Origin of the sequence: Stenotrophomonas sp. PUT21, from assembly GCF_052232875.1 — a bacterium.
Taxonomy (GTDB): domain Bacteria; phylum Pseudomonadota; class Gammaproteobacteria; order Xanthomonadales; family Xanthomonadaceae; genus Stenotrophomonas; species Stenotrophomonas maltophilia_N.
Genome location: NZ_CP197645.1, coordinates 115,220 through 130,166, shown reverse-complemented (window position 1 = coordinate 130,166; position 14,947 = coordinate 115,220). Strand labels below are relative to the sequence as shown.

The 14,947-nt window shown below is 67.8% G+C and carries 11 protein-coding genes; 3 read left to right on the top strand and 8 right to left on the bottom strand.

The window, feature by feature from the left end:
- Positions 1-54: 54 nt before the first annotated feature.
- Positions 55-864 carry a dioxygenase family protein gene (locus tag ACTT2I_RS00585; protein WP_421100271.1) on the bottom strand — a complete coding sequence of 270 codons (810 nt, stop codon included), beginning with the start codon at positions 862-864 and terminating at the stop codon, positions 55-57.
- A gap of 111 nt (positions 865-975) precedes the next feature.
- On the opposite strand from ACTT2I_RS00585, the gene ACTT2I_RS00580 reads away from it, so the two are divergent.
- Positions 976-1,857, top strand: coding sequence for a LysR family transcriptional regulator (locus ACTT2I_RS00580; protein ID WP_421100272.1), 882 nt, complete (start codon positions 976-978; stop codon positions 1,855-1,857).
- 36 nt (positions 1,858-1,893) lie between these two features.
- Here the strand turns inward: ACTT2I_RS00580 and ACTT2I_RS00575 are convergent, their stop codons facing one another.
- On the bottom strand, positions 1,894-4,842 hold the full coding sequence (locus ACTT2I_RS00575; RefSeq protein WP_421100273.1) for a bifunctional diguanylate cyclase/phosphodiesterase: 2,949 nt from the start codon (positions 4,840-4,842) through the stop codon (positions 1,894-1,896).
- A 306-nt stretch (positions 4,843-5,148) separates the two neighbouring features.
- Here ACTT2I_RS00575 and ACTT2I_RS00570 point away from each other — a divergent pair, with 306 nt between their 5' ends.
- A complete protein-coding gene (locus tag ACTT2I_RS00570; RefSeq protein ID WP_421100274.1) occupies positions 5,149-7,269 on the top strand; it encodes a M13 family metallopeptidase in 2,121 nt (706 codons plus the stop codon).
- Positions 7,270-7,439: 170 nt separating this feature from the next.
- Here the strand turns inward: ACTT2I_RS00570 and ACTT2I_RS00565 are convergent, their stop codons facing one another.
- Positions 7,440-8,357 carry an oxygenase MpaB family protein gene (locus ACTT2I_RS00565; protein WP_421100275.1) on the bottom strand — a complete coding sequence of 306 codons (918 nt, stop codon included), beginning with the start codon at positions 8,355-8,357 and terminating at the stop codon, positions 7,440-7,442.
- 318 nt (positions 8,358-8,675) lie between these two features.
- Between ACTT2I_RS00565 and ACTT2I_RS00560 the strand changes: the two genes are divergently transcribed.
- Positions 8,676-9,290, top strand: coding sequence for a hypothetical protein (locus ACTT2I_RS00560; protein ID WP_026070179.1), 615 nt, complete (start codon positions 8,676-8,678; stop codon positions 9,288-9,290).
- 39 nt (positions 9,291-9,329) lie between these two features.
- Here ACTT2I_RS00560 and ACTT2I_RS00555 read toward each other — a convergent pair whose 3' ends face one another.
- The 5 genes from ACTT2I_RS00555 to ACTT2I_RS00535 form a co-directional block, all read right to left on the bottom strand.
- Positions 9,330-9,674 (bottom strand): hypothetical protein, encoded by a 345-nt coding sequence (locus ACTT2I_RS00555; RefSeq protein WP_421100276.1) that lies wholly within the window; start codon positions 9,672-9,674, stop codon positions 9,330-9,332.
- 29 nt (positions 9,675-9,703) lie between these two features.
- A complete protein-coding gene (locus ACTT2I_RS00550) occupies positions 9,704-10,477 on the bottom strand; it encodes a LytR/AlgR family response regulator transcription factor (RefSeq protein WP_088432747.1) in 774 nt (257 codons plus the stop codon).
- Positions 10,467-11,726, bottom strand: coding sequence for a sensor histidine kinase (locus ACTT2I_RS00545; protein ID WP_421100277.1), 1,260 nt, complete (start codon positions 11,724-11,726; stop codon positions 10,467-10,469). Before ACTT2I_RS00545 ends, ACTT2I_RS00550 begins: the two co-directional genes overlap by 11 nt.
- Positions 11,727-11,930: 204 nt before the next feature.
- Positions 11,931-13,580 (bottom strand): M28 family metallopeptidase, encoded by a 1,650-nt coding sequence (locus ACTT2I_RS00540; protein ID WP_421100278.1) that lies wholly within the window; start codon positions 13,578-13,580, stop codon positions 11,931-11,933.
- Positions 13,581-13,649: 69 nt separating this feature from the next.
- Entirely contained in the window at positions 13,650-14,903 is a 1,254-nt protein-coding gene (locus ACTT2I_RS00535) for an RNA polymerase sigma factor (RefSeq protein WP_421100279.1), read from the bottom strand.
- Positions 14,904-14,947: the final 44 nt, after the last annotated feature.

Sequence of the window (14,947 nt, the reverse complement as noted above, 5' to 3'; positions counted from 1 at the left end):
CCGCCACGCGAATGCGCGCGGCGCGGCAGGCTCAGTTCGCGGACAGCAGCACGCTCATGCGGCGCGCTGCTGCGCGTCGGCGCCGTCGAAGCGATAGATGTCCATCGCCAGGAAACCGGCATCGATCCCGGCATCGATGCGCTGCGCGCCGAGCGCATCGCCACCGGCCGCCCCCATCGCGAAGTGCAGCGGCTGCAGGTGCTCGTCGCTGGGGTGCGCCTGCACCGCGTGTGGGGCCTGGCGGCGATAGTCCAGCAACGCGGCACTGTCATCGGCCTGCAGGCGCTGCTCCACCCACTCGATGAAGGGCCGCACATACGGCGCTTCCTTGCCGTCCTGGTAGCTTCGCCAGTCGTGCAGGTTGTGGGTGATGCTGCCCGAGCCGATCAACAGCACGCCCTGCCCGCGCAGCGGTGCCAGCGCGCGACCCAGCGCAAACTGGTGGGCCGGGCCGAACAGGGGCTGGATCGCCAGCGGCACGACCGGGATGTCCGCCTGCGGGTACAGAAAGCGCAGCGGCACCCACGCACCGTGGTCCAGACCCCGCTGCGGGTCGATGGCAGCCGGCAGGCCGGCCGCGCTCAGCCGCTGCGCGATCTCCTGCGCCAGCGCGGGCTCGCCCGGTGCCGGATACTGCAGGTCGAACAGTGCCTGCGGGAAACCGCCGAAATCGTGAAGGGTGGGCGGCTGGGCATGCCCGCCCACCGCCGGCTGATGGGTCAGCCAGTGCGCCGAGGCCATCACGATCGCGCGCGGTCGCGGCAGGCGCGCCGCCAGCGCTGCCAAACGCTCGCCCACCAGACCGGGGTTGAGCGCGGTCATCGGTGAGCCGTGGGAGATATACAGGGAGGGCAAGCGGGACATCACGGACTCCAGGTGCAGGACCCGACGGGTCACTCTACCGACCAGACTATTGCGCACAGATCAGCCAATAAATACGATGCATCGACGCTGTTTATTTCGCAAAGAGCAACAATGGACACTCTGGACGCCATGCGTGTGTTTGTCGCCGTGGTCGAGCGCAACGGCTTCAGTGCCGCCGCGCAGGCCCTGGACCTCTCCACCGCGGGGGTGACCCGGCAGATCGCCGCGCTGGAAAAGCGCCTGTCGACCCGGCTGCTCAACCGTACGACCCGCCGCGTGAGCCCCACGAGCACGGGCGCGGCCTACTACGCCGAGTGCGTACGGCTGCTGGCCGAGTTCGATGCGCTGGAGGCCGGCATCAGCGCGCAGGCACTGGAGCCGTCCGGGCGGCTGCGGATCAACGCGCCGGTCAGCTATGGCATCGCCCGGCTGGGCCCGCTGCTGGCCGGGTATCGGGCGCGCTACCCGCAGGTGGAACTGGACCTGTCGCTGTCCGACCGCCTGGTGGACATGGTCGAAGAAGGCTATGACGTGGCGATCCGCATCACCCGCCAGCCGAGCCCGGCCCTGATCGCGCGCCGGCTGGCCGACGCGCAGATCAGCCTGTGCGCGGCGCCGTCGTATCTGGATGCGCGTGGCCGTCCGCAGCAGCCCGAAGATCTCTCCGCGCACGAGTGCCTGCACTACAGCTACTGGGCCGGCGGCGATGCATGGCTGTTGCACGGTCCGCGCGGGGAGGTCTCGGTGCCCGTGCACGGCGGTGTGCGTGCCAATAACGGCGATGTGCTGCGCGAGGCCGCGATCGCCGGGATGGGCATCATCGTGCAGCCGGATTTCCTGGTCGCCGACGCGCTTGCCGACGGGCGGCTGGAGCGCGTCCTGCCGGAGTGGACGGTGCCCGGCATCGGCATCCATGCCGTATACACCAGCCGCAGCCACCTGGCCCCGAAGGTGCGCAGTTTCATCGATTACCTGGTGGACGCCCTGGCGTGATGCCGCGCGGCACCTGCCACCAGACCCCACCCGGCGCTAGGCCTCCACCGAATCCAGCTGCGCGATCACCCTGGCCAACGGCATCGGCCGGCCCAGCAGATACCCCTGCACCTGGTCGCAGCCATGCGCGGCCAGCCACTGCAGCTGGCCCGGGGTTTCCACGCCCTCGGCGATGATGGTCAGCCCCATGCTGTGGCCCAGCGACAGCAGCGCGCGGCAGATCGAGGCATTGCGCGGATTGGTTTCCACGTCGGCGACGAAGCTGCGGTCGATCTTGAGGATGTCCAGCGGCAGGTGCTGCAGATAGGACATGTTGGAATAACCGGTGCCGAAATCGTCCAGCGAGATGCAGATGCCCTGCTCGTGCAGGCGCTGCATGGTCTGCTTGGCCTGGCCCGGTTTGCGCATCAGGCTGCTTTCGGTCAGCTCGACCTGCAGCGCGCCACGGGCCAGCCCGAACTCCTGGCTGGCACGGGTGAACTCGGCGACCAGGTCGCTGTTGAAGAACTGCACCGCCGAGACATTCACCGCGATCGGCAGGTCCCAGCCGGCATCGACCAGCTGCCGCTGTGCCTGCGCGGCGGCACGGATGACCCAGCGGCCCAGCGCCAGGATCAGGCCGGTGTCTTCGCACAGCTGGATGAACTCGCCCGGGGGAATGAAGCTGCCATCGGCCTGCGGCCAGCGCAGCAAGGCTTCCAGCGCGGCCGGGCTGCTGTCGCTGGCGTGGCAGATCGGCTGGTAGTACAGCTCGAACTCGGTATCGATCGCACTGTGGATGCGGCCCGCCAGGCGCAGCCGCTCAGCCAGGCGCGAACTCACGGTGGCGTCGTACCAGGCGATGACGTTGCCTTCGTCGCGCGCGGCATGCGCGGCCTGCGCGGCCATGCCGATCACCTGCTCGGCGGTGCTGGCATCGTCGTCGAACTTCACCGCGACGCCGATGCGCGGTTCGAACTGGTGCAGCCAGTCCTGCCCACGCACCGGTTCGGACACGGTCTGCACCAGAGTGTCCAGCGCGGTCTGGCGCTGATGGTCGTCGCGGATCGCGAAGATGAAATCCTCCGCCGGCTGGAAGGCCAGCAGGCCATACCGCACGCCGAGTCCCCCAAGGCGCTTGGCCATCGCCTGCAGCACCACGTCGCCGACCTCGCGGCCGAGCGTATCGGAGACCAGCTGCAGACCGCGGAACTGTACATAGGCGATCGTGTAGGCACCGCCCTCCTCGTCCAGCTGCGCGGCCAGCGCGCGTGTGTTGAGCAGGCCGGTCGCCGGGTTGTGGGTGGCGTGATACGCCAGATCGCGCTCGTAGGCCAAGCGTTCGCTGACGTCCTCGGCCAGCACCAGGCACGCCTGGCGGCCATCGAAGTCGAGCCGGGCCAGATGCGCACGCACTTCGAAGACGCTGCCGTCCTTGCGCTGGTGCAGGCGGACCTGCGCATCCTGTACATCGCCGATGCGCGCCTGTGCGATCGCCCCGCGGATCTCATCCCAGCCTTCGCGCGGGCGGATGTCCAGGATGCTCATCGCCAGGAATTCATCGCGGCTGTAGCCGTACTGGCGCACCGCCGCCTCGTTGACCTCCAGGAAGCGCAGCGTGTCTGGATCGAATACCCAGAACGGTGCCGGATTACGGTCGAACAGCAGCCGGAACTGGCGCTCGGCCTGCTGTACGCGGGCCAGTGCATCGACCCGCTCGCTGACATCGGTCAAGGCACCGATCATGCGGCGCTCGCGGTCCACCACCGCCACCCGCTGGCCGCGTGCGGACACCCAGCGGATCGCACCGCCGGGCAACACCAGCCGGAACATTTCATCCAGCACGCCGCTGCCGGCGAACGCGGCGTCGAAGGCCTGCTGCATGCGCGCGGTGTCATCGCGGTGCACCCGCGCGAAGAAATCCGCGACGGGCAGGCTCTCGATGTCGATGCCGAAAATCTCGCGGGCCAACGGGGACCAGCGCAGCAGGCAGGCATCCTCGTCCACGTACCAGGTACACACCTTGCCGACCTGGTGGGCCATGCGCAGCTCGGTATGGCCGGTGCGCAGTTCTTCGCTCAGGCTGTCCTGGTCGCGGGTGGCGCGGCGCAGGCTGACATATACGGCGGCAAACAGCAGCCAGTACAGCAGATAGACCCCGACCGAGGCCTGCACATACGGCCACCACGCGGCCAGCACATCGCGCCGGCCGAGCCCCGCATAGACCGCCAGCGGGTACTGGGCCAGCGTGCTCAGGCTGGAGATGCGCTCGATGCCATCGACGGCGCTGGTCTCGGTGCCCAGCGGGGTCAGTGCATCCCGGCGCAGCAGCTCGCGCTTGGCCAGGCCGAAGCGATGCCCGACCACCCCGGCCGGATCGGGACTGCGCGCCAGGATGTAGCCATGCGGGTCGGTGATCGAGATGACCCCGGCATCGCCGGTATCCATGCCGCCGATGATCGATTGCAGCTCGGCCGTGCGCAGCCGTGCCAACAGCCAGCGGTCCCCGCCCATGGGCAGCGCCAGCGGCAGGATCCATTGCGTGGCGTCCAGCGCCTGCGGTGGCCCCAGGAACACCTGGCTGTCCTGGCCGCGGTTGTCGTCCACCGCCCACAGCGGCAGCTGCAGGTCACCGCTGCCACTGGTCAGGGCACGCCCGTACGGGTCGACCACCACGATGCTGTGCAGTTCGGCATGGCGCTGCAGGGCGCCGGCGATGCTGGCATCGAGCAGGTCCGGCGCCTGCTCCGGCACGCGCTGGAACAGCAGCGCGCCATCGCGGGAGATGCCCTGCATCACCCGCTCCAGAGTGCGCAGTTCCAGCCGCAGCAGGCGCTGGGCGCCGGTTGCCAGCGCCGAGCTCTGGCGCTGCGCGGCCTCCTGCCGCCGCTGGCAGTCATTGAGCAGCATCGCCACCAGCCCTGCGGCCAGCAGCACGCCCAGGGAAACCCCGAGCCACACGAACGTCCGCAGTGGCCGCGCCAAGGCACGGTTCAACGCGGGCATCGCAACCCTTTTCCCGCACGACAGGCTGACTTCATCTGTAAACGCTTCCTGGTTTCCCCAAACCTGAGCGGCCGCTGCCCGGGATTCTTGACGCCTTGATCGTCACACCGGCGCCCACCGGCGCCTGCGGAATCCGTGGCGACCCAGCATGCACCAGCGCGCGCGGCACGGGAAGATACGGCGGCGGGCAGTTCACAACGGTGAATCCGGGGATGGGCAACCCCGGCACCCGATGCCGCCGAAGCCGGCATAACCGCGCGGCCGGGACAGGATTAGACTTGGACGTTTCCGTTGCTGAGAAGCTCAATGTCCAAGCTGCGCCGCCCCACCCTGATGCTCGCCATTGCCGCCAGCCTGTCGCTGAGCCTGGCCGCCTGCGACCGCGAGGCCACTGCACCGGCCGCGTCCGCACCCGAGACCGCCCCGGCCGAACCGGCCGCGCCCAAGCCGCAGCTGGGCAGCTTCGGTTTCGACGCCGCCGGCATGGACCGCAGCATCGCCGCCGGCGATGACTTCTTCGGCTTCGCCAACGGGACCTGGGTCAAGAACACCGAGATCCCGGCCGACCGCTCCAGCTACGGCAGCTTCAACGTCATCTCCGAAAAGACCCTGGCCGACACCCGCGCCATCCTTGAAGGTGCCGCGGCCGACACCAAGGCCGAGGGTGAGACCAAGCTGATCGGCGATTACTACGCCGCCTTCATGGACGAGACCGGCATCGAGTCGCGCGGCGCCGCCCCGGTCAAACCCGAACTGGACGCCATCGCCGGGATCAGCGACAAGGCCGCGCTGGCCACCGCACTGGGTGGGACGCTGCGCGCCGACGTGGACCTGCTCAACGCCACCAACTTCTATACCGACCGCCTGTTCGGCGTGTGGGTCTCGGTGGACCTGCTGCAGCCGGACCGCACCGCGCCGTACCTGGTGCAGGGCGGCCTGGGCCTGCCGGACCGTGACTTCTACCTGCAGGGCGGCCGCATGGCCGAGATCCGCAAGCAGTACCAGGCCTACATCGCCCAGGTACTGCAGTTGGCCGGCGTCGCCGATCCGGCCGCCAAGGCGCAGCGCATCGTCGCGCTGGAGACCAAGATCGCCCAGGCCCATGCCACCCAGGAAGAGACCAACGACGTCGCCAAGGGTGCCAACGCCTGGAAGCAGGCCGACCTGAGCGCCAAGGCGCCGGGCATGGACTGGAGCGCCTTCCTGACCTCGGCCGGCCTGGACGCCCAGCAGGACTTCATCGTGTGGCAGCCCAAGGCCGTGGCCGGCATTTCGCGCCTGGTCGCGACCGAGCCGCTGGAGGTCTGGAAGGACTATCTGGCCTTCCACGCGCTGGACCGCGCCGCCCCCTACCTGCCCAAGTCGTTCGCCGATGCGCGCTTCGCCTTCCACGGCACCACGCTCAACGGCACCCCGCAGCAGAGCGAGCGCTGGAAGCGTGCAGTGGATGACAGCAACCATGCCGTTGGCGAAGCGATCGGCAAGCTGTACGTCGAGCGTCACTTCGATCCGGCCACCAAGGCCCGTGCCGATGAGATGGCCAAGAACATCATCGCCGCGTTCGCCAAGCGCATCGATGCGCTGGAGTGGATGTCGCCGCAGACCAAGGCCCGTGCCAAGGCCAAGGTTGATGGCTTGACGGTGGGCATGGGCTACCCGGACAAGTGGCGCGATTACGCCGGCCTGGAGATCAAGCGCGATGACGCGCTGGGCAATGCCGAGCGTGCCGAGCTGTTCGAGTACCGGCGCAACATCGCCAAGCTGGGCAAGCCGGTGGACCACAGCGAGTGGGCGATGCTGCCGCAGACCATCAATGCGATGAACGTGCCGCTGGAAAACCGCCTGGTGTTCCCGGCCGCGATCCTGCAGCCGCCGTTCTTCGATGGCGCGGCCGACGATGCGGTGAATTACGGTGCGATCGGTGCGGTGATCGGCCATGAGATCAGCCACGGTTTCGACAATGCCGGTGCGCTGTTCGATGAGACGGGCAAGCTGCAGAACTGGTGGACGGCGGAAGATCTGAAGAAGTTCAACGCGGCCGGCGATGCGCTGGCGGCGCAGTTCAGCAGCTACAGTCCGTTCCCGGGGGTATCGGTGAATGGTCGTTTGACGCTGGGCGAGAACATTGCGGACGTGGCGGGCCTGTCGACGGCATACGATGCGTATCAGTTGTCGTTGCAGGGCAAGCCGGGCCAGACGCTGGAGGGCTTCACGCCGGATCAGCGGTTCTTCCTGGGCTTCGCACAGGCATGGCGGAGCAAGGCGCGTGAGCAGGCGCTGCGTAATTCGCTGTTGACGAATGTGCATGCGCCGGGCCAGTTCCGTGCGTTGACGGTGCGCAACCTGGATGCGTGGTATCCGGCCTTCGAGGTGAAGGAAGGCCAGAAGCTGTATCTGGCGCCGGAGAAGCGGGTCAAGGTGTGGTGAGGTGGTTCATCGCACTGTGCTGAGATGAGAGAACGGGCGCTTCGGCGCCCGTTTTTTTGGAGCAGAGCAACGGCTTTGGTTTGCGGCTGCTCTGGTTTGGGCGGGCATGGATGGGGTGTCGGGACCTGTGCGTGCCCGACCCAACCAGCGGACACAGGGCACCTACCGCTTCAAGGCCAATCAGCAAGCACGCTGGCAGGAACACCCATCCGCGTGCACGCCCGCGTCGCCAGGCCATCCTGCAGCGCACGCCGGAACAACGGCGCCATGCCTTTCAGCATCACCGCAGACGCGCGCGACTGCGCACGTTGCATCGGCGTGCGCTCGATCATCGTCGTCGCCCAGTGAGGCAACAACGCAGCGCCGGCACCGAGGAACAACTCGCGCGAGAGGCCCGCCATCGGCACCGGCAGGCGGATGCCTGACAGCACCGCCAGCACCTCGCGCGAGCGTGCATCGAACATCAGGTGCGATTGCTGCTGCGCGAAGTACGCGTCCACCTCCGCTTCCGACGCCGGAACGTCTACAGCACCGAGCTCTTCGGCCACGCGCTTGTACTCACGGTAATACCGGTCGGCGACCGCCGTGGGCACGTCGCGGCAATAGCGTCGGCAGCCCTGCAGGAAGCCGTAGGCTTCGGTGACGTGCACCCAGGTGAGCAGCGCGGGATCGTCGGCGGAATACGCGCGGCCGTCGGCGGTGTGCCCGCGTACCTGTGCATGGATGCGGGTCACCTTGGCGATCAACGCCTCTACTTCCGCGGTCGGTGCGTACGTGGTGCCGGCGACGAACGCGGTGGTGCGGCGCAGGCGGCCCACCAGGTCATCGCGGAAGTTCGAGTGGTCGTACACCCCGGCCAGTGCCAATGGATGCAGGGTCTGCAGCATCAGGGCACACAGGCCGCCGGCGAGCATGCCGGGGAACTCGGAATGCACGCGCCAGGTGATGCTGTCCGGGCCGAACCAGCCGGGGTCGCCCAGCGGGTGGTCGTAGTCGATCCCGCTCTGGCCGCGGGGGAAGGCGCCCAGCACCCAGCGGCGGATCGGGGCGGTGGCAGGGCGGGCAAGCGAACGCAGCAGGGAAGACATCAGCAGTACCGAGGGCGGAGCGGACCGGCGTTTCGCGCGGATGCGTCAATTCTGCGTGATACCGACGGGGCTGGCGAGGACGCGGCCCGACAGGGCCTTGGCATTGTGCAGATGCAGCATGGGAGCCGCCGTCCGCGCCGTATTTACCCGGCGATTTGCGTGCCGCAGTGCGCAAATCCGCTGCGAGTTTGCCCATTCAGGCAGAAACGACGCCGGATCTTTGCGCTTTGCCCATTGCCAAGCGCCGTGAAAGTGCTAGAACTGGATGCGCCACAACGTCGTCCAATGCGCTGCCGCACGTTCCAGAAGGAGCTCGTCATGATCGCTTTGTTCAAAGGTTTGGGTTTGCTGTTGCAGGACAACGAGCTGTACAGCAGCCCGTTCGAAAAACAGGTCGCGCATTGGCGTAACAAGAGTGAACAGCAGATCCGCGAAGAAGTCGCGGTGCTCGCCAAAGCCAAGGGCCAATGGCTGATGGCCTCGATCGTGGGCTGGCAGGCATCTTCGCTGCTCATCCTCGGCCTGATCAGCAACTACCTGTGGAAGGATGACTTCCATATCACCTTCACCCGCGTGGTGATCGTGTTCGGCTCATGGGTCTCGATCCTGTTCGTGATCTGGTTCATGGCCAACATGTTCGATCACACCGCCGGCTTCGAGCGTTGGATGAAGGCCTTCAACAGCCGCGCCCGGATCACCTCCGATGCCGATACGGTGGAATGCGTGGCCGAAGCGCTGGACATGGCCCAGCACTATCCGGAAGTCCTGGATTACAAGCAGGCCGTGAGCGCCAAGCGCGAGCTGCGCCACGAGGATATCCGCATCATGCGCGAGATCGGCCGGATGAAGCAGCACACCGAACTGGTCGGGCAGCTCAACCACGTCGGCGAGCAGCCCAACGGCACCAACCTGCATCTGCAGCCCGCGTTCTGACCCTACTGAAAAGCGGGGGGAGCCACGATGCCACCGTGATCATTCACGGTGGCATTGTTCTTTCTGGACCGCACTGACGCAGTGTTGGAAGCCGGCTGGCAAGCCCGCCATCTGCTCGGTCTTGCCCACCGCCACCGCCAACCGGTGCAGGGGGGGATAGCCGCAGTCCTTGTCCTTCGCGCACCGCGCATCCAGCACCAGGTAATGGCAGCGGCCACTGCTGCTGGCGATGCAGTCGAAGCGGGCGACGCCGTTGTCGACGGTGGTCTTGCTGTACAGCGTATCCACACCATTGGCGCGGATCCGGGTGACGGAGGTGTTGCTCGATTGCTGGCAGGCGGCCAGCACCAGCACGCAGAGACTGACGAGAACGGCGATACGCATGGCAGGCTCCAGACAAAAGGAAAGGCGCGTTACATCCCGCGGAACAGGCTCATGAACGGCTGGCTGACATTGAGCACCTCGGTGCGATGCTTCAAGCGCAGCTGACCGCGGCCGGTGTCATCGCGGGTGACCGCGGCGACGGCCTTCATGTTGACGATGGTGGAGCGGTGGATCTGGCGGAACCGTTGTGGGTCGAGCGCATCGAGCAGCTCGCGCAGTGAGGTACGCAGCAGGCTTTCGCCCTGCTCGGTGACCACGGTGGTGTATTTGCTGTCCGCACGGAAGTAGATCACATCTTCGAGCATGATCAGCTGGGTGTCGCGGCCGTTGCTGGCCGTGATCCAGGCCAACGGCGGTGTACTCGAGGCAGCGGCGGGCTGCTGGCCCAGGCGCTGCAGCAGCTGCTCGAGCATGCCGCTGTCGGGGCGGCCCAGCTGCATGCGGGCCAGGATGCGCTCGCGCGTAGCGAGCAGGCGCTCGTCGCTGACCGGCTTGAGCAGGTAGTCGATCGCCCCTTGTTCGAAGGCGTCGATGGCGTACTGGTCGTAGGCGGTGACGAACACCACCTGGGTGCGCGGGCTGATCTCCGGCAGCGCGCGGGCCACCTCGATGCCGGTGATGCCGGGCATGCGGATGTCGAGCAGGGCCAGGTCCGGCTTGAGTTCAGCCAAGCGCTCCAGCGCACTGGCGCCATCCTCGCATTCGGCCACCAGGCGCAGTTCGGGCCACAGCCGCTGCAGCTGCGCGACCAGCGACTGGCGCAGCAGGTCTTCGTCTTCGGCAATGAGCGCATCAAGCTGCATGGGTCGCCTCACGTGCGTCGCGCGGCAGGGTGATGGTCGCTGCCACGCCGCTGGGGAAGTTGGACACGATGGCCACGCTGGCGCGCTCACCGCAGGTCAGGCGCAAGCGTTCGCGCAGGTTCTTCAGACCGATGCCGGTGCCACTGGTGCCCTGCCCGAAACCGAGGCCGTCATCGGCCACGGTGAGGGTGACATGGTCCTCGAAGGCGCGCGCGATGATCCACACCGTGCCACCGCCGGGCTTGGGCTCCAGGCCGTGTTTGATCGCATTCTCGACCAGCGTCTGCAGCGCCATCGAGGGCAGCGGCAGGCTGAGCAGGGCCGGGGGTACATCCACCTGCAGGGCCAGGCGTGCGCCCATGCGGATCTTGAGGATTTCCAGGTAGGCCTGGGTGCGCTCCAGCTCCACGCCCAAGGTCGACATCGACTCTTCCACGCTGGGCAGCGAGCTGCGCAGGTACTGGATCAGGTGCCCGAGCATCTGGTCGGCGCGCGGTGGATCGGTACGGGTCAGCACCTGCGCGTTGGCCAGCGTGTTGTAGAGGAAGTGCGGCTCGACCTGGGCATGCAGCAGGTTGAGCTTGGCCACCGACAGCTCCTTCTCGGTCGAGGTCTGCTCGGCGGCGGCCTGCTCGTCGCGGCGCTGTTCGGCCACCCGGCGGGTGATCGCGCGGCTGACCGCTTCGGCGTTCTCATGGTTGCTGCCTTCGTCCACCGCCAGCAGGTCCGCCCAGACCCCGGCATCGGGCTCGAACAGCAGGGTCACGCTGCTGGTGCCCTGCCCCGGGGTGACCGTGGCTAGCACGCTGTTGCGCTTGATCGCCAGCCGCGCAGGCAGGTTCCAGCGGGACGGCGGGCGGCCGTTGTAGGGATCCACGCGGCGCACGTAGGCGCGCACCTGCAGGCTGCCCGGTGCGCTTTCGATGTCTTCCACCCGTGGCAGCTCGGCGATGGCGGCTTCGACCAGGGCGAAGGCCGGGCCGGCATCCATCGGTACCTCGATCTGGCGGCGCTGGCGGCTGGACAGGGTGGTCGCGTCCAGGCGCCCGGCGGCGTGCCGGACCCGGCGGATATGGGCGATGCAGCTGCCCAGCGCGGTCACCATCACGAACAGGGCCAGCAAGCCGAACACCCAGCCGGGGCCTTCATCCATACCGTGGAAGAAGCCACTCCAGACGAACCCCGCCACCACGATGGCAGCGGCCCAGGCCAACAGAATGCGGAAGATCAGAGCGAGGCTGGCGAACACGGTGGCGTCATCACAGAGGAAGTGAGGCGAGCATAGCCCTGCTGCCAGCGGGAACAAGCGGCATGCGACGAAGGCGGGGTTTGGTGGGACGAAGCCGCGTAGAGCCACCCCATGGGTGGCTGGCGTTCGTTCCGGAACCGCGACGCCACGCATGGCGTGGCGCCGGGTTGGAGGTCCGGCCGGCGATGCCGGCCGGACCCGGTCTCACTTCCGCTCGGCGGCGCTGGCGTCACGCGGGGCGCGGAACTGGGAGTCTTCGCTCCAGTTCGGCCAGGCGCGCGAGTTGGCCAACTGGTTGCCCAGCGTGTACAGCACTTCCAGATCGCGCGAGGCGCCGGCGAAGGTCCAGTCCGGCTGCCACTCGTCGCCCTGCTGGTGATAGCGCTTGGCGGTGTAGTCATCCGAAGCGGCCTTGCCGGCCGCCACGCCCCCCTCCACCCAGTCCTGGCCCGCCGAGTACGACACCGCCGGCGCGCCGCGCTTGGCGAACGGGAAGTGATCGGAGCGGAAGAATAGGCCAGCTTCCGGCTTCGGGTCCGGCGTGTAGCGGATGTCCCAGCCCTTGGCGGCGTCCTTGAGCTGGTCCAGCAGCTCCAGCTTGGCCGAGCCGTAGATGCCGAAATCACGCGAGGGGCTGAAGGGCGCCATGCCGTCCATGTTGATCAGCGCCACGGTCTTGCCCAGCGGGTACAGCGGGTGGGTGGCGTAGTACTCCGAACCCAGCAGGCCCTTTTCCTCGGCGGTGACCGCCAGGAACAGCACCGAGCGCTCCGGACGCTTGCCCTTGGCGAAGCCACGGGCCAGTTCGATCAGCGAAGCGGTGCCGCTGGCGTTGTCCAGCGCGCCGTTGAAGATGGTGTCACCGTTCGCGTCCGGCTTGCCCACACCGATGTGATCCCAGTGCGCGCTGTAGATCACGGTCTCATCCGGATGCTTGCTGCCTTCCAGGCGCGCGGCCACGTTGTGCGAGGTGATCACCTCGGTCTTGACCGCATACTTGGCCGAGAAGGTCTCGCCCTTCAGTTCCACCGGCTTGAACTCGCGGGTCTGCGCCTGCTTCTTGAGCGCCTCGAAATCCAGGCCGGACCGCTTGAACAGCTCCACCGCCAGATCGCGCTGGATCCAGCCTTCCAGCAGCGGATGCGCTTCGGCCGGGTTGTCACGGACCACATCGAACATGGTGTTGGTGTTGGAGCCGGCCACGGTCGCCCAACCATACGAGGCCGGTGCGGTCTCGTGCACGATCAGCACGCCGAGGGCGCCCTGGCGCGCGCCTTCTTCGTACTTGTAGGTCCAGCGACCGTAGTAGGTCATGCCTTTGCCGTCGAAGTCGCCCTGGCCGGTTTCAAAATCCGGATCGTTGATCAGCACGACCGCGATCTTGCCCTTCAGGTCCACACCCTTGAAGTCGTCCCAGTTGCGCTCGGCGGCCTTGACGCCGTAGCCGAGGAAGACCAGCGGCGCGTTCTTGATGTCCACGTCGCTGGCGCCGTTCATCGCGGCGCGCACGGCGATTTCCTTGCCCTGGCTCAGGGTCTGCGGCGTGCCCTTGCTGCTCAGCGACAGGCTCGGGGTACCGACGATATCGCCCTTGAGCAGCGGCACGGCCTGGGTCCACAGGCGCTTGCCGTCTTTGAGGTCGCCGCCCGGCTGCAGGCCGGCCGCCGCGAACTGCTTGCTCAGAAAGGCGATGGTCTTCTCTTCACCGGCGGTGGCCGGCGAGCGGCCTTCGTAGGCGTCCGATGCCAGTTCCTTGACGTCGGCGGAGATCCGCGCGCCATCGAATTTGGGGGTGGCGGCCATCAAGGCCGACGACACCGACAACGCCAACAGGCTGATTACCACACGCTTCACGCTGCACCTCATGACTGACCGACAATCGCCCGAGTGTAGGCCAGAGCCGCCGCGCAGTGCAGTGCCGGTCTACACAGCCGCGGCGCGGGCCAGCAGCATCGCCTTCTCACGTGCGTTGGCGGTCAGCGCGGCGGCGCGCTCGAAGGCCGCCCGCGCTTCGTCGGGACGGCCCAGCTGGGCCAGCAGATCGCCCTGCACCGCGGCCAGCGGTGCGTAGTCGCGCAGGCGCGCATCCCCACCGAGCGCGTCGACCAGTGGCCATGCGGCCGCCGCACCCTGGGCCCGCGACACGGCCACTGCATGGTTCAGCGCGACCACCGGCGAGGGCTGGCGCTGGGCCAGCCGCGCGTACAACACGGTCATCCGCGCCCAGTCGGTGTCTTCGGCGCGGCGCGCGCGCGCATGGCACTCGGCGATGGCCGCCTGCAGTGCATAGGGATCGTCACCACCGCCGAGCGCGACCGCCTGCTGCAGGGCGGCCTGGCCGCGGCCGATCTGCAACCAGTCCCAGCGCGTGCGGTCCTGGTCGGGCAGCAGGATCGGCGTGCCGGCCGCATCGGTGCGTGCGGCGGTCCGCGACGTCTGCAGTTCCATCAGGGCGAGCAGCCCGTGCACCTGTGGCCAGGTTGGCAGGCGGCTGGCCAACACGCGGCCGAGCCGCAGCGCTTCATCGCACAAGGCCGGGCGCATCCAGTCGTCGCCGGCGCTGGCCGCATAGCCTTCGTTGAAGATCAGGTAGACCACCTCCAGTACCGACGCCAACCGCTCCGGCAAGGCGGCCTGGCGCGGCACTTCGAACGGGACCTGCTTCTGCGCCAGGGTGCGTTTAGCACGCACGATGCGCTGGGCGATGGTCGGCTCCGGGGCGAGGAACGCGCGCGCGATCTCCTCGGTGGTCAGCCCGCCGAGCAGCCGCAGCGTCAACGCCACACGCGCATCGGCGGCCAGCACCGGATGGCAGGCGACGAACATCAACCGCAGCAGGTCATCGCCGATATCGTCTTCCAGCGCGTCGCTGTCGTCCGGCGCCGGCAATGGCAGCGGCTCCAGCTCACTGCCGTACTGCGCATGCTGGCCGGCGACGCGCTGGTGCTGGCGCAGCACGTCGATGGCGCGGTTGCGCGCGGTGGTCATCAGCCACGCTCCGGGATTGTCCGGCACACCCTGGCTGGGCCAGCGCTCCAGCGCGGCCAGCCAGGTGTCCTGGACCAGCTCTTCGGCACGGCCGACGTCACCCCCAAGCAGGCGGGTCAGGCGGGCGGTCAACACTGGCGACTCCATGCGCCAGATCGTTTCCAGTCGTTGCGTCAGTGCCGTCTCCATGCGGCCGATCAGAGCACCGGTGCGGCCGGGGCACAAGCCGCACC